Annotated in this window: 18 protein-coding genes and 1 other RNA gene; 1 reads left to right on the top strand and 18 read right to left on the bottom strand. The window is 65.9% G+C overall.

Annotated elements, in window-relative coordinates; translation table 11 throughout:
* Positions 1 to 57: 57 nt before the first annotated feature.
* Positions 58 to 987 (bottom strand): M23 family metallopeptidase, encoded by a 930-nt coding sequence (locus tag HBF24_RS04355; RefSeq protein ID WP_167169526.1) that lies wholly within the window; start codon positions 985 to 987, stop codon positions 58 to 60.
* On the opposite strand from HBF24_RS04355, the gene HBF24_RS04350 reads away from it, so the two are divergent.
* Positions 986 to 1471, top strand: coding sequence for a DciA family protein (locus HBF24_RS04350; RefSeq protein WP_167169523.1), 486 nt, complete (start codon positions 986 to 988; stop codon positions 1469 to 1471). The genes HBF24_RS04355 and HBF24_RS04350 overlap by 2 nt on opposite strands.
* A gap of 301 nt (positions 1472 to 1772) precedes the next feature.
* Here HBF24_RS04350 and lpxC read toward each other — a convergent pair whose 3' ends face one another.
* From lpxC to rsmI, 17 genes are all read right to left on the bottom strand, one after another.
* Positions 1773 to 2684, bottom strand: coding sequence for a UDP-3-O-acyl-N-acetylglucosamine deacetylase (gene lpxC / locus HBF24_RS04345; protein ID WP_167169521.1), 912 nt, complete (start codon positions 2682 to 2684; stop codon positions 1773 to 1775).
* Positions 2685 to 3076: 392 nt separating this feature from the next.
* Positions 3077 to 4306: a cell division protein FtsZ gene (ftsZ, locus tag HBF24_RS04340; protein WP_167169518.1), complete on the bottom strand. Its 1230-nt coding sequence runs from the start codon at positions 4304 to 4306 to the stop codon at positions 3077 to 3079.
* A gap of 165 nt (positions 4307 to 4471) precedes the next feature.
* The gene (ftsA, locus tag HBF24_RS04335) at positions 4472 to 5704 is read right to left on the bottom strand and encodes a cell division protein FtsA (protein ID WP_167169515.1); all 1233 of its coding nucleotides are present in this window, start codon (positions 5702 to 5704) and stop codon (positions 4472 to 4474) included.
* On the bottom strand, positions 5701 to 6456 hold the full coding sequence (locus tag HBF24_RS04330; protein ID WP_343162710.1) for a cell division protein FtsQ/DivIB: 756 nt from the start codon (positions 6454 to 6456) through the stop codon (positions 5701 to 5703). Before HBF24_RS04330 ends, ftsA begins: the two co-directional genes overlap by 4 nt.
* Entirely contained in the window at positions 6453 to 7385 is a 933-nt protein-coding gene (locus HBF24_RS04325; RefSeq protein WP_167169512.1) for a D-alanine--D-alanine ligase, read from the bottom strand. Before HBF24_RS04325 ends, HBF24_RS04330 begins: the two co-directional genes overlap by 4 nt.
* A complete protein-coding gene (gene murC, locus HBF24_RS04320) occupies positions 7382 to 8827 on the bottom strand; it encodes a UDP-N-acetylmuramate--L-alanine ligase (RefSeq protein WP_167169509.1) in 1446 nt (481 codons plus the stop codon). The genes HBF24_RS04325 and murC overlap by 4 nt, the downstream gene beginning before the upstream one ends.
* Positions 8824 to 9951 carry an undecaprenyldiphospho-muramoylpentapeptide beta-N-acetylglucosaminyltransferase gene (gene murG, locus HBF24_RS04315; protein ID WP_167169506.1) on the bottom strand — a complete coding sequence of 376 codons (1128 nt, stop codon included), beginning with the start codon at positions 9949 to 9951 and terminating at the stop codon, positions 8824 to 8826. The genes murC and murG overlap by 4 nt, the downstream gene beginning before the upstream one ends.
* Positions 9948 to 11177: a putative lipid II flippase FtsW gene (ftsW, locus tag HBF24_RS04310; RefSeq protein ID WP_206064176.1), complete on the bottom strand. Its 1230-nt coding sequence runs from the start codon at positions 11175 to 11177 to the stop codon at positions 9948 to 9950. The genes murG and ftsW overlap by 4 nt, the downstream gene beginning before the upstream one ends.
* Complete coding sequence (mraY, locus tag HBF24_RS04305) at positions 11177 to 12259, bottom strand: phospho-N-acetylmuramoyl-pentapeptide-transferase (RefSeq protein ID WP_167169501.1); 1083 nt, start codon at positions 12257 to 12259, stop codon at positions 11177 to 11179. Before mraY ends, ftsW begins: the two co-directional genes overlap by 1 nt.
* Complete coding sequence (gene murF / locus HBF24_RS04300; protein ID WP_167169499.1) at positions 12249 to 13619, bottom strand: UDP-N-acetylmuramoyl-tripeptide--D-alanyl-D-alanine ligase; 1371 nt, start codon at positions 13617 to 13619, stop codon at positions 12249 to 12251. Before murF ends, mraY begins: the two co-directional genes overlap by 11 nt.
* The gene (locus HBF24_RS04295) at positions 13613 to 15085 is read right to left on the bottom strand and encodes a UDP-N-acetylmuramoyl-L-alanyl-D-glutamate--2,6-diaminopimelate ligase (protein WP_167169496.1); all 1473 of its coding nucleotides are present in this window, start codon (positions 15083 to 15085) and stop codon (positions 13613 to 13615) included. The genes murF and HBF24_RS04295 overlap by 7 nt, the downstream gene beginning before the upstream one ends.
* On the bottom strand, positions 15082 to 16860 hold the full coding sequence (locus HBF24_RS04290) for a penicillin-binding protein 2 (RefSeq protein ID WP_167169493.1): 1779 nt from the start codon (positions 16858 to 16860) through the stop codon (positions 15082 to 15084). The genes HBF24_RS04295 and HBF24_RS04290 overlap by 4 nt, the downstream gene beginning before the upstream one ends.
* Positions 16857 to 17129 carry a cell division protein FtsL gene (gene ftsL, locus HBF24_RS04285; RefSeq protein WP_167169491.1) on the bottom strand — a complete coding sequence of 91 codons (273 nt, stop codon included), beginning with the start codon at positions 17127 to 17129 and terminating at the stop codon, positions 16857 to 16859. Before ftsL ends, HBF24_RS04290 begins: the two co-directional genes overlap by 4 nt.
* Complete coding sequence (rsmH, locus tag HBF24_RS04280) at positions 17126 to 18055, bottom strand: 16S rRNA (cytosine(1402)-N(4))-methyltransferase RsmH (RefSeq protein ID WP_167169488.1); 930 nt, start codon at positions 18053 to 18055, stop codon at positions 17126 to 17128. The genes ftsL and rsmH overlap by 4 nt, the downstream gene beginning before the upstream one ends.
* A gap of 37 nt (positions 18056 to 18092) precedes the next feature.
* The gene (gene mraZ / locus HBF24_RS04275) at positions 18093 to 18539 is read right to left on the bottom strand and encodes a division/cell wall cluster transcriptional repressor MraZ (protein WP_167169485.1); all 447 of its coding nucleotides are present in this window, start codon (positions 18537 to 18539) and stop codon (positions 18093 to 18095) included.
* 339 nt (positions 18540 to 18878) lie between these two features.
* Positions 18879 to 19253: RNase P RNA component class A (rnpB, locus tag HBF24_RS04270), an RNA gene on the bottom strand.
* A gap of 78 nt (positions 19254 to 19331) precedes the next feature.
* Positions 19332 to 20156 carry a 16S rRNA (cytidine(1402)-2'-O)-methyltransferase gene (rsmI, locus tag HBF24_RS04265; protein ID WP_167169482.1) on the bottom strand — a complete coding sequence of 275 codons (825 nt, stop codon included), beginning with the start codon at positions 20154 to 20156 and terminating at the stop codon, positions 19332 to 19334.
* Positions 20157 to 20209: the final 53 nt, after the last annotated feature.

Below are 20209 nucleotides of genomic sequence, written 5' to 3'. Positions count from 1 at the left end.
AGGCGGCCGCTGCACCACGCGCCCAGTCACACCATCCAACGCGGGGGAAAAAGAGATTCAGCGGTGGCTGCGCACGTATGCCAGCGGGTTGACCGGGCGACCCTTGTACCAGACTTCAAAATGCACATGAGGACCCGTGGAGCGCCCGGTAGAGCCGGATCTGGCCAGCACCTGGCCGATACGCACGCGCTCGCCCGGGTGCACCAGCAATTTGCTGTTGTGGGCAAAGCGGGTCATGTAGCCATTGCCGTGGTCTACCTCGACCACGTTGCCGTAACCACGACGCCTGCCGGCGTAGGTGACGATGCCTTCGGCCACCGCGTGCACGGCGCTGCCATCGGGGGCGGCGATGTCCAGACCGGAGTGAAACTCACGATGCCCGTTGATGGGATCGACGCGAGCGCCGAAGTATGAAGAAATATAGCCGCCGACTGGCATACCGGTCGGGCGCAGGCTGGAAGCCACTTTGCGGTCCAGCAGCATGTCTTCCAGCGCCTGCAGCTGCGATTGCTGACTGGCGAACTGGCCGGCCAGCTGATTGATGCTGTGATCGAGCGAGGACGGCAGCGCATAGGCACCTTCGGCGCCGGTATCCGGACCGCCCACGGCCGGCGGCTGATCGAAATTGAACTCGCCATCATCCAGCTTGCCGGCCTGGGTCAGACGCTCACCCAGCGCATTGAGCCGCACTGACTGCGCCTGCAGCTCGCCCAGCTTCACCGCCAGCGCGTTGACGTCGCGCTGTGCGTCAGCGCGTACCTCGGCCAGCTGGTGATTCTGAGTGGCAATGGTGTGATGCAGCGCGTCGATTTCCGACACCGTGCGGCCATTGGGGCTGGCCACCGCCAGCGCCACCGCCGCGCCGAGCCCGGCCAACACCACACCGGCACCAGCCACCAGGCCGGCCAGGCGAAATCGCACCGCGCGTTGGGAGAGATCGTAGGTTTTGGGCGCCTTTTGATGACGCGAGACGAGTATGATCTGCATGCTGTCTTTCGCTAATGGTGTCTTCGGCTCCGTGCAACCGTCCAAATCCCGTGCCAAGTTACGCCCCGACCGCGGCCCGCGTGCGTTGGCCGAATGTGGGCCAGTGGCGGCGCTATCCAAGCGCGCCCACGAACTTGATCAACTGGATAAACGGTTGCGCCAGGTACTTGCGCCGTCCATTCGCGAGCAGGTTCGCCTCGCCGATGTCCGACACGGGCGCATCGTCTTTCTGGTGCCATCTCCGGCCTGGGCGTCCCGTATCCGCGTGGCGCAGGCCGATATCCTGCAAGCTGCACGCGCCATGGGCACCAATGCCAATCTGGTCACCGTGAAAGTGGGTTCGCCACCGCCGCCCCCGTCGGAGCCACCGCCACGCATGCCACTTTCGAAGGGCGCTGCCGACCACCTAAGGTCTGCTGCACCGTCCATCTCTGACCCGGAACTGCGCTCACTGTTCCTGAGCCTGGCCTCCTTCGCCGAATAACGCTTTCCCGCACGAAGCAAGCGCTTATGCTTCGTCCCCTGTATGCAGCCGGCGTCACCTTGCCGGGCAACCGCCCGTACTGCGTACCGGACCTTTATAACATGTTCAGGTGGAGGGAAAAGTGATGCGTCTCAGCAAATTTTGAGAAGCCCGCAACGATGCGCCTTGGCTGCAAGAGGATCACATCGACGATGGCAGACACAGCCCACACGCGAAAAAAAACGGCGCCTCAGGAGCGCCGTTTTTTCTCCTTCCACCGACATCCGTTGTGGGGCCGGTAAAGTTGTAAGCATGTTTAGGATCAGACCGCCTGCGCCGGATGCGCGTAGGAAATCGGCGCCAGCTCGGGATCGTCGAAGCTCACTTCTTCCCATGCCGCCTCATCGGCGATCAAGGCTCGAAGCAGCTTGTTGTTGAGCTCGTGGCCGGATTTGTGCCCGTAGAAGGCGCCAATCAGGCTATGGCCAAGCATGTACAGATCACCAATGGCATCCAGGATCTTGTGCTTGACGAATTCATCCTCGTAACGCAAGCCGTCTTCATTGAGCACGCGGTAGTCATCGAGCACCACGGCGTTGTCCATCGAACCGCCAAGCGCCAGATTGTGCTCACGCAGCATTTCGATGTCACGCATGAAGCCGAAAGTGCGCGCGCGCGAGACTTCCTTCACGAACGAGGTCGTGGAGAAATCGATTTCCGCATGCGAGGTGCGCTTGGAAAAGATCGGATGGGCGAAATCGATGGAGAAACCGACCTTGAAGCCGTCGAATGGCTCGAAGCGGGCCCACTTGTCACCGTCTTCCACCTTCACCGGCTTCTTGATGCGGATAAAGCGCTTGGGCGCCTCCTGCTCTTCGATCCCCGCCGACTGCAGCAGGAACACGAAGGGGCCGGCGCTGCCATCCATGATCGGCACTTCCGGCGCCGACAGGTCGACATAGGCGTTGTCGATACCCAGACCAGCGATAGCCGAGAGCAGATGCTCGACGGTGCCGATGCGTACGCCATCCTTGACCAGCGTACTGGAAAGGCGCGTGTCACCGACGTAGTCGCAGCGCGACGGAATTTCCATCGGCTCCGGCAAATCGGTGCGGCGAAACACGATACCCGTGTTGACAGCCGCCGGACGCAGGGTCATGTAGACCTTCTCGCCCGTGTGCAGGCCGACACCGGTGGCGCGGATGATGTTCTTCAACGTGCGCTGCTTGATCATTCTTGTAAGCCCATGGGGCAGCAGCCAAAAGTGACCGCATGCTAACACAGTCTTAACCAGCGGGAAAGTGTACCGACGCGTACAGCTTTTGAGCCGTTTACGCTATTGCCAGCTTTGTGTAACACCTTGGCGCGCGCTGAAATTTCCTACCGGCGCAGGCCGACACCTCCTGATGGTCCCTAAAGTGCGGACAGCCGTTTCGGCGCATCGCCGACGTTGCCCGGCGCCCGGATTCGGCATACAAGCCGACCAGCGCCCCGCCCTGTCTGAAGATAGACCGCCACCGGAGGACGGGAGTTCCGGTGGCGGTCGTGATGGACCGCACAGGCTGGGCGGCTGGATGCGCAGTCGCGCCCGCGGTCCGTCAGTTGCGCAGACGCCGAAGCGTCAGGTCAATCGGCCTGGCGACGCAGGAACGCCGGAATATCCAGGTAGTCGATGGCCGGCTCGGACTTGCTCTGCTCGGCCGGCTCGGCCTTGCCCTGGGTCGAAGGATTGGACGCGGCCTGCGGCGAGGCATAGTCGACCACTTCGTTGCCGGTACCGGTGCGCAGCACCACCGGACGCGGACGCGCGCGCGGCTCGTCCTGACGCGGCTGACTGCCCTGGCTCGATGATGCGCTGCCCGAGCCCTGGCCATGACGCACCGGCTGGCGCACCGCGGCGGCACGGTTGAGGCCGGTGGCCACCACCGTCACGCGCACGTCGTCCTTCATGTCGGCGTCCATCGAGGTGCCGATCACCACCGTGGCGTCCTCGCTGGCAAAATCGTGCACCACGCGACCGATCTCATCGAACTCGCGCATGGTCAGGTTCATGCCGGCGGTGACGTTGACCAGGATGCCGCAGGCACCGGCCAGGTTCACGTCCTCCAGCAGCGGATTGTTGATGGCTGCCTCGGCCGCCGCCTGGGCACGATCATCACCACTGGCCACGCCCGAACCCATCATCGCCATGCCCATTTCGGACATCACCGTGCGCACGTCGGCGAAGTCGACGTTGATCAGGCCCGGCGCGGTGATCAGGTCGGCGATACCCTGCACGGCGCCCTGCAGCACGTCGTTGGCGGCCTTGAAGGCCGACAGCAGCGTCACTTCCCGGCCCAGCACGGTGAGCAGCTTCTCGTTGGGCACGGTGATCAGCGAGTCCACGTGCTGCTGCAGATCCTCGATGCCCTTCATCGCCACCTGCATGCGGCGACGGCCCTCGAAGGGGAACGGCTTGGTGACCACGGCCACGGTGAGAATGCCCTTCTCCTTGGCCAGCTGCGCCACCACCGGCGCGGCGCCGGTGCCGGTGCCACCGCCCATGCCGGCGGTGATGAAGACCATGTCGGCGCCTTCCAGCATTTCCTCGATGCGCTCACGATCTTCCAGTGCGGCCTGACGGCCCACTTCCGGATTGGCGCCCGCGCCCAGCCCCTTGGTGACATTGGCACCGAGCTGCAGCGACACCTTGGCCCCGGAGTTCTTCATGGCCTGGGCATCGGTGTTGGCGCAGATGAACTCCACGCCTTCGATATTGGCATTGACCATGTGCGCCACAGCGTTACCACCGCCGCCGCCGACACCGATCACCTTGATCACCGCGTTGGGTGCGATTGAATCGATCATCTCGAACATTTCCCGTCCTCCGTCTTTCTTTTAATGACGTGTCTCATTTTGGTTATGACCGCCCGGCCTCGATGACCGGTGCGGGGCGGGCGACCGTTTCGTATCGCCCTTGTGGTGGCGCCTCGTGCGCCGCCCCTGCCTGTAATGGCCCCTCGCATCGGGGCCCCTACAGCGTCAGAAATTGCGGGTCAGCCAGCCGCGGACCTTCTCGACCATGCCGCCCATCGAGCCACCCATCGGACCGTGCGCACGCATGCCACCCTGACGGGCTCCGTGCAGCAGCAGGCCCACGCCGGTGGCGTGAATCTGGTTGGCGATGACATCGCCCAGGCCATCGACGTGCTGCGGCAGCCCCAGGCGCACCATCTTGTGGAACACCTCTTCGGCCAGCTCCAGCGCGCCTTCCATCTTGGCCGCGCCGCCGGTCAACACGATGCCGGCCGCGACCAGGCTCTCGTAGCCGGAACGGCGCAGCTCGTCCTGCACCATCTCGAAGATTTCCTCGTAGCGCGCCTGCACCGACTGCGCCAAGTTCTGGCGCGCCAGACGCCGCGGCGGACGATCACCCACGCTGGGCACCTGCACGGTCTCATCGGCATGCGCCAGCTGCGCCAGCGCACAGGCGTACTTGATCTTGATGTCCTCGGCGTGCGCGGTCGGCGTGTGCACGCCATAGGCGATGTCGTTGGTGACCTGATCGCCACCCACCGGCAGCGCCTTGGTGTAACGAATCGCACCCTGGGTATAGATGGAGATATCGGTGGTGCCGGCGCCGATATCGACCAGGCACACGCCCAGCTCGCGCTCGTCGTCGGTCAGCACCGACTTAGCGCTGGCCACGCCCGAGGGCACCAGTTCGTCCACGCTCAGGCCGCAGCGCTCGATGCACTTGGCGATGTTCTGCACCGCCGCCGCCGCGCCGGTGACCAGGTGCACGCTCGCCTCCAGGCGCACGCCGCTCATGCCGACCGGATGGCGGATGCCATCCTGACCGTCGATGCGGTATTCCTGCGGCTCCTTGTAGAGCACCTTGCGGTCGGCAGGGATGGCCACCGCGCGCGCCGCTTCCAGCACCTGCTCCAGGTCGCCGGCGGTGACCTCGCGATCGCGAATCGCGGCGGTGCCATGCGAGTTCTTGGTCTCCAGGTGGCTGCCTGAGATCGAGGCGTACACCGAGCGGATATCGCAGCCGGCCATCAGCTCGGCTTCCTCGATGGCACGCTGGATCGAGTGCACGGTCGACTCGATGTCGACCACACTGCCGCGCTTCAGGCCGCGCGAGACATGCGAGCCCAGACCGATGATCTCAACCGGTTCGCCCGGCGCGTATTCACCGACGATCGCCACCACCTTGGAGGTGCCGATGTCCAGGCCCACGACGAGTTGTTTTTCGTTCTTGCGGTTCATGTGCTTGGGTGTCCTCCGGCAGTGGCCGGCTGATCGGTGGCGGCGGCGGGCTGGGGCCAGCGCACCGCAAATCCATTGCTGTAACGAAGATCGGCGTAGACGAACGATTGCTGGCGACCGCGCATCAGCGTCGGGTAGACGTCCAGAAAGCGTTTCAGACGGGCCTGCGGGTCGGTACCACCGATAACGATGTCGGCACCGTCGTGCATGTGCAGCGTCCAGGCGTCGCGGCCACTCAAGGTCACGCCGCTGACCTGGCGCCGGGTCACCGAGGCCACCTCGCGCGCGGCATCCAGGTAGAAATCGACCACCTCGAGCATGCGGTCGTCAGGCCCGCGCAGACTGGGCAGGCCGCCCAGCGCGGCCGCACCCGGCGCCGAGAACAGGCGCCCCTTGCGACTGATCAGCTCATCGTCATTCCAGTGCGCGAACGGCTGGCGTTCGCTGACGGTCAGCACCAGCGTGTCGGGCCAGCGCTTGCGAGCCTCGACGCTGGCCACCCACGGCAGCGCGGCAACGGCTTTCTGCACGTCATCCAGATCGGTGGCGAAAAAGCCTTTGCCCAGCAGCGGCATGACCACGCCACGCAGCGTCGCCGCGCTGACATGACGCAGCGGCGCCTGTACCGTCAGCTCGCGGATCGGCCAGCGCTTGGAGGCAAACCAACCCTGCATAAGGCCGACCACCGGCAACACCACCAGCAATACGGCGATGCTCCAGGCCAGCGTTCGTTTGGCGACACCGCCGCTCACGCATCGCCCTCCAAGGTTTGTTCCAGGATGGTCCAGCAAAGCTGCTGGAAATCGATGCCGGCCACGCCGGCCGCCTTGGGCACCAGCGAGTGGCTGGTCATGCCCGGCGCGGTGTTCACTTCCAGTAGCCAGAAGCGCCCTTCATGGTCGCGCATCACATCGACGCGGCCCCAGCCTTCGCAGCCCAGCGCGTCGAACGCGCGCAGCGACAACTCGGCCAGTTCCGCCTCGGCGGCGTCCTCCAGGCCCGGGCACAGGTACTGCGTGTCTTCGGCCACGTACTTGGCGTGATAGTCGTAGTACTCGCCCTTGGGCACGATGCGGATCGAGGGCAATACGCGGCGGCCCAAGATGGATACCGTCAGTTCCTCACCCTCGACCATGCGCTCGACCAGCATGTCGCCGGGCGAGCGCTCGGCCAGCGCGGCGGCCGCGTCCAGATCGTCATCATGGAACACGCGCGAGACGCCCACACTGGAGCCTTCCCACACGGGTTTGACCACTACTGGAAGTCCAACGCGACCCGCCGCGGCATGCACATCGCCACCACGGCGCACGGCCTCGAAATCCGGCGTCGGCAGGCCCAGCGCACGCCACACCAGCTTGCTGCGCACCTTGTCCAGGCTCAGCGCCGACCCGAGCACGCCCGAGCCGGTATAGGGCACGCCCAGCGAATCGAGCGCGCCCTGCAGTTCGCCATTTTCACCGCCGGCACCATGCAGGATATTGAACACGCGCGCGAAATGTCCGGCGCGCAGTGCGTCGAGCAGCGCCGGAATGCCGTCGATGGCATGAGCGTCCACGCCGCGGGCCTTGAGCGCGGCGAGCACGGCGCGACCGGAGGTCAGCGAGACCTCGCGTTCGGCGGAGCTGCCGCCCATGACCACGGCGACGCGTCCGAAAGCGCGCGGATCGGTGACGCCACTCATGCCTTTTCACTCCGCAAGTGACCACGCTCGGCCAGTTGGGCCGCCGCGGTGCCGATATTGCCGGCGCCGAGCATCAGCACCAGATCGCCGTCACGCAGCAGTGCCGGCAGGAAGTCGGTCAGGTCGGACGGCTGCCCGATCAGCACCGGATCGACCTTGCCGCGGGCGCGCACGGCGCGCGCCAGAGTCCGCGCGTCGGCGCCGGCAATCGGCGCCTCGCCAGCCGGATAGACCTCGGTCAGCACCAGCACATCGGCGTCGCACAGCACGTTGGCAAAGTCGTCCAACAGATCGCGCGTGCGGCTGTAGCGATGCGGCTGGAACACCACCACCACACGCCGCTCCGGCCAGCCGCCACGCACGGCCTCGAACACGGCCGAAAGTTCACGCGGGTGGTGACCATAATCGTCCACCAGCAGCGCATGGCCTTCATCCAGCGCCAGCTCGCCGCGACGATGGAACCGCCGGCCCACGCCCTGGAAATTGGCCAGCGCGCCGACAATGGCGGTGGCGTCCACGCCCAGCTGCCAGCCCACGGCGGCAGCGGCCAACGCGTTGAGCACGTTGTGCCGCCCCGGCAGATTCAGACGCACCGTCAGCGCCTCGGCGCGTCCGGGCAGCATCAACTCGAACTCCATCTCGAAGCCGCGCTGGCTCAGGTTCGTGGCGCGCACGTCCGCGTGGTCGTTGTCGATACCGTAGGTGATCACGCTGCGCGCCATGTCGCCGCTGGCCAGGCGCGCCACTTCCTCGTCGTCGATGCACAAAACGGCCATGCCGTAGAACGGCAGCCGGTGCAGGAAATCGTGGAAGGCCTGCTTCACCCGTGCAAAATCGCCGCCGTAGTTCTCAAGGTGATCGGCATCGATATTGGTGACCACGGCGATCACCGGGGACAGCATCAGGAACGAGCCATCCGATTCGTCGGCCTCGGCGACCAGATACTCGCCCGTGCCCAGACGCGCGTTGGCGCCGGCCGAATTGAGCTGGCCGCCAATGACGAAGGTCGGATCGTAGCCGGCCTCGGCCAACACGCTGGCGGTGAGACTGGTGGTGGTGGTCTTGCCGTGGGTGCCAGCGATCGCAATGCCACGGCGAAAGCGCATCAGTTCACCCAGCATCTCGGCGCGCGGCACCATCGGGATACGTCGTTCGCGCGCCGCTTCCAACTCTGGATTGTCGTCGCGGATGGCACTGGAGGTGACCACCACATCGACGTCATCGACCTGGGCTGCGTCATGTCCCTCAAATACGGTGATGCCCAGCGCGGCCAGGCGCTCGGTGGTCGGCGTACGGGCGCGATCCGAACCGGATACCTGATAGCCCAGGTTGTGCAGTACTTCGGCGATGCCGCTCATGCCCACGCCACCGATGCCGATGAAGTGGACACGGCGCAAGGCCAGCATGATGTCGTCGTGGGGACGCAGGCGACGCGGGCTCATGCGGTGACCTCCAGGCATTGAGCAGCAATGGCTTGGGCCGCCTCCGGTCGCGCCAGCGAGCGCGCAGCGACAGCCATGGAAACAAGGCGCTGGCGATCATCCAGCAGCGAGCGCAGCTGCGCCGAGAGCATGGCCGCATCCAGCGTGCGCTCGGGCACCACCATGGCGGCGCCCACGTCACGCATCGCCTCGGCGTTGCGCGTCTGGTGGTCGTCCACGGCGAAGGGGAACGGCACCAGCAGTGCGCCCAGGCCCGCCGCGCACAACTCTGCCAGCGTCAGTGCACCGGCGCGGCACACGGCAAAGTCGGCCCAGGCATAGGCCTCGGCCATGTCCCCGATGAACGGCACCACGCGCGCCTCGACACCGGCCTTGGCGTAGGCTTCGCGCGCGGCCTCCAGATGACGCTGGCCGCACTGGTGCAAAACCTCCGGGCGCGACTCGGCTGGAATACGACCCAGCGCTTCGGGCAGACGCTGGTTCAAGGCCCGCGCGCCCTGGCTGCCGCCGAGCACCAGCAGGTGCGCACGACCGGTGCGACCGGTCATGCGCTGCGCAGGCGCTTGCAGCGCGGCGATATCGGCACGCACCGGATTGCCCACCCATTGCGCCTGCACATCGGCCGGGAAGGCATCGACAAAGCCGACCAGCACGCGGCGCGCAAAGCGGGCCAGCGTGCGATTGGTGAAACCGGGCACGCGGTTTTGCTCGTGCACCAGCAGCGGCGTACCGGTCAGACGCGCCGCCACGCCACCAGGACCGGCGACGAACCCGCCCATCGACAGCACCGCACGCGGGCGCAGGCGACGCATGATGCGCAACGCGCACCAGATCGAGCGGACGAGCATGAACGGCGCGCGCAGGCGTGTGGCCAGGCCTTTGCCGCGCAGGCCACCGACCGGCACGGTGTCGATGGCAATGTCGTGCGGCGGCACCAGCCGCGTTTCCAGTCCGCCCGCCGCGCCCAGCCAGCGCACTTCGATACCTCGCTCGCGCAGGGCATCGGCCGCGGCCAGGCCCGGGAAGATATGCCCGCCGGTGCCACCGGCCATGATCAACACCGGCCCCTTGGGCAAGCCGCCCTGGGCGCTGGCCGTGAGGCTGGCATGCAGCGTCGACTTCATGCGTGCGCCTCCGTCATCGCCGTTTCCGGTACCGAATCGGCCGTGGGCGCCGTGCGCACCGCGGTGCGCCGGGCATCCTCGGCGCGGTGAATTTCGTAGGTGGCGCGCAGCAGCACACCCACCATGGCGCAGGTCATCAGCACGCTGGAGCCGCCGGAGCTGATCAGCGGCAGGGTCAGTCCCTTGGTCGGCAGCACGCCCAAATTCACGCCCACCGACACCATCGCCTGCAGCCCCAGCATCAAGGACAAGCCGAAAGCCACATAACCGGCAAAGCGCTGATTGACCTCGACGCCGCGCAGGCCCACGTACAGGCCGCGCCCGACCAGCAGCGCGAACAAGCCCAGCACGGTCAGAATGCCGACCAGCCCCAGTTCCTCGCCGATCACCGCGAGAATGAAGTCGGTGTGCGCTTCGGGCAGGTAAAACAGCTTCTGCACGCTGTTGCCCAGCCCGACGCCAAACCACTCGCCACGGCCGATGGCGATCAGCGCCTGGGTCAACTGGAAGCCGTCATTGAACGGATCCTTCCAGGGGTCCAGGAACGAGGTCAGACGCTTGACGCGATAGTCCGACGAGGTGGCGATGAAGATCAGCGCCGGAATCATCGGCAGCGCCATGATCATCAGGTTGCGCATGCGCGCGCCGCCCAGCCAGACCATGGCCACGGTGACCGCAATCAGCAAGGCCGAGGAGCCAAAGTCCGGCTGCGCCAGCAGCAGCACCACCAGTCCACCGGTCACAAGCACCGGCTTGATGGCGCCAAAGAACTTCGTTTCTACCGCTTCGCGATGGCGCACCAGATAGCTGGCGACGTAGATCACCAAGATCGGCTTGATCGCCTCCACCGGCTGGAAGCTGATCACCACCAGATTGATCCAGCGCCGGGCGCCATTGATGCGCATGCCAAAGAACGGCAGGAACACCAGCAGTAGCGCCAGTACCCCCAGCAGCATCAGCTGGAAGCTGTATTTCTCTAGGAACTTCAGCTCCACGCGCATGGCGATGAAGGTCAGCGGCAGGCCCAGCGCCAGATACATCAGGTGACGGTCCAGATAATGGAACGCACCGATGTGCTGGCCGTCGGCCACGGCAATGGAGGCTGACGCCACCATCACGATACCGATCGCCGCCAGCGCAATCGCGGCCAGCATCAGCGGCAGGTCGTAATGGCCACGGGGGCCATGCCTGCGCTTTGCCTGCGAGCTGGAGAAATCAAACGCCATCAACGAACCTTCAGGGTCGCCAGACCAATCAGCACCAGCACCACGGAAATGACCCAGAAGCGCACGATCACGCGCGGCTCGGGCCAGCCCTTCAGCTCAAAATGGTGATGCAGCGGCGCCATGCGGAAGATGCGCTTGCCGGTCAGCTTGAAGCTGGCCACCTGCAGCATCACCGAGGCGGTTTCGATCACGAACACGCCGCCCATCACCAGCAACACGATTTCCTGACGCACGATCAGCGCGATGCAGCCCAGCGCCGCGCCAATGGCCAGCGCGCCGACATCGCCCATGAACACTTGCGCCGGATAGGTGTTGAACCAGAGAAAGCCCAGCCCCGCACCGCCCAGCGCGCCGCAGAAGATGGCCAGCTCACCGGCACCGGGAATCGAGGGAATGCCCAGGTACTGCGAGAAAACGGCGTTACCGGCTAGATACGCGAAGATTCCCAGGGCACCGGCCACCAGCACGCTGGGCATGATCGCCAGGCCGTCCAGGCCGTCGGTCAGGTTCACCGCGTTGGAAAAGCCGACAATCATCAGATAACCGATGACGATGAAGCCCACGCCCAGCGGCAGCTCGACATGCTTGAACAGCGGCACGAACAGCGAGGTTTCGGCCAGCGTGGTGGCCGAGTGATACAGAAACAGCGCCGCGCCCAGGCCGAACACCGATTGCCAGAAATACTTCCAGCGCGCCGGCAGGCCACGGCTGTCCTTAAGCACCAGCTTCTTGTAGTCGTCGTAGAAACCGACCACGCCGAAGGTCAGCGTCACCGCCAGCACCACCCACACGTAGCGGTTGTGCAAGTCGGCCCACAGCAGCGTGGTGACGGTGATCGCGGCCAGGATCATGGCGCCGCCCATGGTCGGCGTGCCGGCCTTGGACAGGTGCGTCTGCGGACCGTCGCTGCGCACCACCTGACCGGCCTTGAGCGCGGCCAGCTTGCGGATCACCGCCGGGCCCAGCAGCAGCGACACCGCCAGTGAGGTCAGCGCCGCCATGATGGTGCGGAAGGTGATGTACTGAAACAGGTGCAACGCACTGAAGTACGTCGACAACCAGTTGGCCAACTCAAGCAACATGGTGCGCGTCTCCCCCCGAGTGTGTTTCCAGCGCGCTGACCACGCGGTCCATGGCCGAACTGCGCGAGCCCTTCACCAGGCAGGTGACGCCGGCGTGCAGATCGGCGTGCAGCGCGGCCAGCAAGGCTTCGCGTGAATCAAAATGTCGTGCGCCTTCGCCAAAGGCGCGTACGGCGGCGGCCGACAGCGGGCCGGTCGCGTACAGGCGTTGCAAGCCGCGCTCACGTGCCCGCGCGCCCACTTCGGCATGCAACGCTTCGGCGTTGGGCCCAAGCTCGGCCATGTCGCCCAGCACCAGATAGCGCTCGCCGCCGGCCAATGCCAGCGTGTCGATGGCCGCGTTGGTGGAGGCGGGATTGGCGTTGTAGCTGTCGTCGATCAACGTCCAGCCGCCGCTCATGGCACGGCTGCGCAGACGGCCCGGCACGCCACCGGCGTGTTGCAGGCCCTCGGCGATGGTCGCCAGCGGCACGTCCAGCGCGCAGGCGATGGAGGCGGCGGCCAGCGCATTGGCCACGTTGTGCCGACCCGGCAACGGCAGCGCCACGGCCACTTCGCCCTGCGGCGTGCGCAGCACGAAGCGCGAACCGGTGGTATCCAGCGACAGGATCTCGGCACTGATGTCGGCCGGCGCCGACAGGCCAAAGCGCAGCGTCGTGCGCGCACCAGCCAGGCCGGCAAAGAAACCGGCAAAGTCATCGTCGGCGTTGATCACGGCGATGCCATCGGAGGGCAGCGCCTGATACACGGCGCCCTTGGTCTCGGCGACCATTTCCAGCGTACCCATGCGCTCAAGATGCGCTGGCGCGATGGTGTTGACGAGGCCGATATCTGGCCGTGCGATGGCAGCCAGGTAGTCGATGTCGCCCGGCTTGCCGGCGCCCATTTCCAGCACTGCGTACTCGGCGTCTTCGGGCATCGCCAGCAAGGTCAGCGGCAGCCCGATCTCGTTGTTGAAATTGCCGGCGTTGACGTGCGTGCGGCCGTGCCGCGACAGAATGGCCGCGGTCAGCGTCTTGACCGTGGTCTTGCCGTTGGAACCGGTGATACCGATCACCCGCGCACGGCGCTTAGCACGCACGGCGCTGGCCAGGTCGCCCAGCGCGGCCAGCGTATCGCTGACCACGACCTGCGGCAGGTTGATATCGATGCGGTGATCGACCAATGCACCGACTGCCCCGGCCTCGGCGGCGGCAGCCAGATGATCGTGACCATCGTGATGCTCACCCTTGAGCGCCACAAACAGGGCGCCACGCTCCATGCTGCGGGTGTCGGTGGACACGCCGTTGACGGCGCCGTCGGTGCCCATCAGCTGGCCGTGGGTCCACAATGCGATTTCGCTCAGGCGCAGGTTCAGCATGACACCGCCCCCAGCGCTTTGCGCGCCACCGCCAGATCGTCGAAAGGCCGCTTCACGCCGGCCACCTCCTGGTAATCCTCGTGGCCCTTGCCGGCGATCAGAATCACGTCGTCGGCGCCACACATGGCCGCCGCATCGGCAATGGCTGCGGCGCGGTCGCGCTGCACCCGGGCCTGCGCCGGCCGTTCAAAACCTTCAAGAATCTGCGCCACGATGGCGTCGCCATCCTCGCCGCGCGGGTTGTCGTCGGTGACGATGGCCACATCGGCCAGGCGCTCGGCGACCGCGCCCATCAGCGCTCGCTTGCCGGTATCGCGCTCGCCACCGCAACCAAACACGCACACCAGTCGCCCGGCGCAGTGCGCGCGCAGACTTTGCAGTGCCTGCTCCAGCGCATCGGGCGTATGTGCGTAGTCGACCACCAGCAGCGGATGCTCGCCGTCGCCGCCCAGGCGGCTCATGCGGCCACGCACCGGACGCAGCGCGTGCAGCGCCTGGGCAATGGCGGAAAAGTCGTGACCCAAGGCACCCAAGGTGCCGGCCACGGCCAGCAGGTTGGCGACGTTGAAACGCCCCAGCAGGGCGCTGTCGACGGCACCCTCGCCCCACGGCGAGCGCAGTGTGAAATGCAGGCCGTCGGCGCGGGTGCGCACCGCATCGGCGCAAAGCTCGGCATGCGGACCACCCTGGCTGACGCGCAGGCGCATCACGCTGGCCGGCAGGCGCTCGGCCAATGCTCGGCCGAAGCTGTCATCGACATTGACCACGGCGGCCTTCAGCCCCGGCCAGGCAAACAGCGTGGCCTTGGCCGCGCCGTAGGCTTCCATGGTGCCGTGATAGTCCAGATGATCGCGGCTGAGGTTGGTGAACACCGCCACGTCGAAGCCAACGCCAGCCACCCGGCCCTGCACCAGCGCGTGCGAGGACACCTCCATTGCCACGTGCGTGGCGCCGGCGTCGCGAAAACGTGCCAGCAGCGCCTGCACCTGGATGGCATCGGGCGTGGTGCGCTCACCGGCCTCGATGGCGCCATGAAGCCCGGCGCCCAGCGTGCCGATGGAGGCGGCGCGATGGCCCAGCGCTTCCAGCGCCTGCGCCAGCATCTGCACGGTTGAGGTTTTGCCATTGGTGCCGGTGACACCGATCACGGTCAGCGCACGCGACGGCTGGCCGTAAAAGCGCGCGGCGATCTCGCCCAGGCGCTGCGACAGCGCCTCGATGGCGATCACCGGCACGCCGTCGGGCGCGTGCGCCGGCAACGGCGCCTCGGCAAGCACGGCGACCGCGCCGCGAGCGATGGCGGTGGCGACATAATCCATGCCGTGCGCACGCGTGCCGCGCAGGGCCACAAACACCTCGCCCGGAGCCATGGCGCGCGAATCCAGATTCAGGCCGCGCACCGGCAGATCGGCGCTGGCGCCGACGGCGGCGATACCGGCCAGCAATTCACCCAGACGCATGCTCATGGCGCCACCCCCTCGCCGTTGCTGCCGGCAAGAGGCTTGCTGGCGTCCGGCGCGCCGACGCCGGTGTACCAGGTTTTGACATCATCGGGCGGAATATCCAGCAGGCGCACGGCGCCAGCCATCACCTTGCTGAATACCGGGGCGGAAACCTTGCCGCCGAAATAGCTCTTCTTCTTCGCGTCGCGCACCATGATCACGCCGACCAGACGCGGATCGGAGGCCGGAATCATGCCGGCAAACACCGAGAAGTACTTGCCCTTGGAGTAGCCGCCCGCGGCCGCGATGCGCGCAGTGCCGGTCTTGCCGGCCACCGAATAGTTGGCCACCTGTGCCGATGGCGCAGTGCCATCCTTGGTGACCACGGTCTTGAGCATCTGGATGATTTCGTGATCGATTTTCGGACTGATCACACGCTTGCCGGGCTTGCCGCCACCTTTCACAAACGTCGGGTGATGCAGCACGCCGCCGTCGGCGATGGCCGAATAGGCCTGCGCCAATTGCAAGGCGGTCACGTTGAAACCATAGCCGTAGCCAATGGTGGCCTGGCGGATGGGGCGCCAGTCGGCACCGATCGGCAGATAGCCTGAGACTTCGCCCGGAAAGCCGCTTTCGGTGCTGTTGCCAAAGCCGAAGCTGCGGAACACGTCGTACATCTGCTCGGTGTTGAGCGTCAGCGCGATCTTGGAGGCGCCGATATTGGACGATTTGGTGATCACGCCAGTGGTGTCGAGCATGCCGAAATTGGCATCGTCCTTGATGGTGTGGCCATACAGCACGTACCAGCCCGGCGAGGTGTCGATCTTGGTGGTCGGCGTCCACTTGCCCGAGTCGAGCGCGGCCATGATGGTGAACGGCTTGGCCGTGGAGCCGGGCTCGAACACGTCCGTCACCGCGCGGTTGCGGCGCTGCGCGGCGGTGCTGTTGCCAATCGCGTTGGGGTTGTACGAGGGCAGATTGACCATCGCCAGCACCTCGCCGGTGCGCACATCCATCACCACCATCGACGCCGAGGAGGCCTCGAACTTGGTCAGCGCGTCGGACAACTGGCTGTAGGCCAGGTACTGCAGGCGATTGTCGATGGAAAGATGCAGGTCACGGCCCGGCTGCGGCGCGCGCACCAGGTCCACGTTCTCCACCGTGTGACCCTTGTTGTCGCGAATCACGCGCTTGGCACCGGGCTTGCCCGACAACCAGTTGTTGAAGGCCAGCTCCAGGCCTTCCTGGCCTTCATCGTCGATATTGGTAAAGCCCAGCACGTGCGCGGTGACCGCGCCCATCGGGTAGTAACGCTTGTATTCGCGCTGCTCGTTGACGCCGGGAATGTCCAGATCCAGCACCGCCTTGGCCGCGTCCGGACTCATCTGGCGCTTGAGGTAGACAAATTCGCGGTCGGCGCGCTCGATCAGGCGCTGTTTGAGCTCGGCCGGATCCACGCCCAGCGCGTGTGCCAGGGCCGGAATGCGATCATCGTGATCGAGCACATCCTTGGGATTGGCCCACAGCGACTCGACCGGCGTGGACACCGCCAGCGGCTCGCCATTGCGATCGAAGATGGTGCCGCGCGAGACCGGAATCTTCACCTGACGCAGGAAACGCGCGTTGCCCTGGGCCTGGTAAAAACCCTTGTCGACCACCTGCAGGCGCACTGCCTGCACTACCAGACCCAGCGTGGCCAGGCCCAGCAACACCACCACCAGCGTCAGACGCTTGCGCGCGCTCGGACCGCGACGGCGGTCCGGCAGCTGCAGATCGCGATGTAGCGTGCGCTTGCTCATCGACGGATCAACTCGATATCGCCCGGCTTGGGGTCGACCATGTGCAACTGATCACGGGCCACCCGGTCGATACGGCTCGGGTCGGCCCAGGTCGCCTGCTCCAGCTCCAGGCGGCCAAATTCCACGTTCAGGCTGTCGCGGCGGTTCTGCAGTTCGGTCAGACGAATGAACAGCACGCGCGACTCGTGACGCACCCACACCACACCGATGGCACTGCCAAGCACGGCCAGCAGCAGCGTGGTCAGGGAGATGGCCTGATACGGCTTCACGCCAGTCGCTCCGCCACGCGCAACACCGCCGAGCGCGAGCGCACGTTGACCGCCACTTCGTCAGCGGAAGGAAACTGCGCCTTGCCCACGGCACGCAGGCGCGCCTTGGGCGCCTCGGGCGGCGGCAGGCCGCGGCGACCGCCCTGCACGCGGCCGGACTCATCCTTGATGAAACGCTTGACCATGCGATCTTCCAGCGAGTGGAAGCTGATCACCGCCAGACGACCACCAGGCTTGAGACAGTCGACCGCGGCCGACAGCCCGCGTTCGAGCGCGTCCAGCTCGGCATTGACCGCGATGCGCAGCCCCTGGAACGTGCGCGTGGCCGGATGCTTGCCCGGCTCGCGGCGGCCGATGGTCTTGGCCACCAGCTCGGCCAGCTCGCCGGTGCGGGTGATCGGCGCCTGCTCGCGGCGCTCGCAGATGGCGCGGGCAATGCGGCGGCTGAAGCGCTCTTCGCCGAAACGAAACAGTACGTCGGCGATCTCGCGCTCTTCGGCGTGGGCCAGAAACTCGGCCGCGCTCTCGCCCTGTGTGGTGTCCATGCGCATGTCCAGCGGCGCATCGGCCATGAAGCTGAAACCGCGGCTGGCATCATCGAGCTGCGGCGAGGACACGCCAATATCCAGCAGCACGCCGTCCAGCCCTTCGGCGACGGCATCCCACTGCGCCATGTCGGCAAAATTGCCGTGGCGGATGGCCACGCGCGCATCGTCGGCAAACAGCGCCTGGGCACGGGCGATGGCCTGCGGATCGCGATCCATCAGCAGCAGGCGACCACTTTCATCCAGACGCGACAACACGGCGCGCGCATGACCGCCGCGACCGAATGTGCCGTCCAGATACCGGCCCCCTGGATGCACCGCGAGACCTTCAACCGCCTCATCCAGCATCACCGGGATGTGCCGCAGTTCGTCATTGCCCATGGCTGACACCCCGCCCCGCCTTGAAAAGTGATGTGCCTTACAGCCTCAAATCCGACATGTCTTCGCTGATCTCGTCCTCGCCGATGGTCTGGCGGATCTTGGCCAAGTGCGCCTGCTCGCTCCAGAGCTCGAACTTGTTGCCCATACCCAGCAATACCGCGCGCTTCTCGATACCCGCCGAGTTGCGCTGGCTGCTGGGCAACAACACGCGAGAGGCGCTGTCGGGCTCAACCTGCGCGGCGGCACCGACCAGCTTCATCTGCAACGCACGATGCACGGCCTTGACACTGGGAAGCGCATTGACCTGATCCCGCACCTGCTCCCATTCGTCCTGCGGAAAAATCCACAGACAACCGTGCTCGAACGGGTTGTAGGTGATCACCAGCCGACTGCCACAGGCCTGTGCGATGGCCTCCCGATACGCGGTCGGGATAGCCATGCGGCCTTTGTCATCGACGGTGATGGCGGTTTCGCCCTGGAACATGCCCGGTGGCTTCCACGAAATCCCACGATTTCACACTGGAACCCACGATAGTCTCGCCCCCTGAGACTGTCAAGAAAATTTTGCTTGCAGATCAAGGAGTAAAGTAACGTTTGCTGAATTTTCCAGCGCTTTGTGAGGAGTGCGCCTAAGGCCCTTGAATCATCAACGATTTTACTGTGTTTCACTTACGTGAAGCCGATGTGGAGCCCAGCCACACTCTCGCGTATCGACCCCGGGGCGGCGATGCAAGCCCCACCGCACACCACCGGCGTGGAAAAACGTGGGGCCGATACGACACGCCCCGGCCGATAGCCGGCCGGGGCGTGTGCACACTCGATAAAGGGGAGCCGGCCTGTAAGCCGGGTTCTGTTCGCCTTGCGGCGCGACAGTCATTCCTCTCGGCCTGGCGTCACCGCCAGGCTCCAGCAACCTACCCGGGAACGACGCGGGCCACGTCAATGTTCCCCTATTCGGTCTTGCTCCGGGTGGGGTTTACCGTGCCACACGGCGTTGTCCCCGTGCGCGGTGCGCTCTTACCGCACCCTTTCACCCTTACCACGCACGCCTGAAAGGCGCCGTTCGGCGGTCTGCTCTCTGTTGCACTGGCCGTCGGCTCACGCCGCCCAGGCGTTACCTGGCACCCTGCCCTATGGAGCCCGGACTTTCCTCGATGCCTGTCACAAGGACAGGCGACGCGACTGTCCGGCCGACTCCCGGCGCGTAGTGTACGGCAACTCCCACCGGGCGCCTATGTGTCGACGCGAGGTGCCGTTGAAGAGGCTTGGCCATGCATTACTGATATAGCGCCTTGCGCGGCGCCCCGGTGATGGCGGCGGCCAGTCGCGCTGCCTTGGCCGGCGGCAGATCATCGCGCAACAGGGCGAACACGCGCTGACCTTCGGCCAGCTGTGCCTGGGCGCGATCGGCCACGCCCGCCACCAGCAACACGATTTCGCCGCGCTGCTGATCGCGATCGCCCGCCACGCGCTCGGCAAGCTCGGCCAGCGGTGCGTCGATGACCGTTTCAAACAGTTTGGTCAGCTCACGCGCCAGCGCCGCTTCGCGCTCGGGGCCGAACACCTGGACCATATCGGCCAGACACTCGGCCACGCGATGCGGCGACTCATAAAAGATGAGTGTGCGCGCATCGCCCGCCAGTTCGGCCAGACGCGTGCGCCGTGCCGCCGACTTGGGCGGCAGGAAGCCTTCGAATACAAAGCGGTCGCTCGGCAAGCCGGCCGCTGACAGCGCAGCAATCGCGGCGCAAGCGCCCGGCACCGGCGCCACTTTCAGCCCCGCTGCACGCGCCGCGCGCACCAGCCGAAACCCCGGATCGCTGATCAGCGGCGTGCCGGCATCGGAAATCAAGGCCACCTCGTCGCCCTGCTCCAGGCGCCGCACCAGCTGGTCCACCGCCTCGCGCTCGTTGTGCTCGTGCAGCGCCACCGCCGGCGTGGCAATGCCGTAATGGCTGAGCAGCGGGCGGCTGTGACGGGTGTCCTCGGCCGCGATCACCGCCACCTTGCCCAGCACCTCGATGGCGCGCTGGGAGATGTCGGTCAGCTGACCGATGGGGGTGGCGACGACCCAGAGGGTGCCGGGCTGAACGTTCTGCATGGCGAGCACACGGTTGATTTGACGCAATGGGCTATCATCGCGCAAATGCCCCA

Source organism: Oleiagrimonas sp. C23AA (genome assembly GCF_011759385.1).
Taxonomy (GTDB): domain Bacteria; phylum Pseudomonadota; class Gammaproteobacteria; order Xanthomonadales; family Rhodanobacteraceae; genus Oleiagrimonas.
Note: the sequence above shows the minus strand (reverse complement) of the source record. Positions and strands in the feature narration are given on the sequence as shown.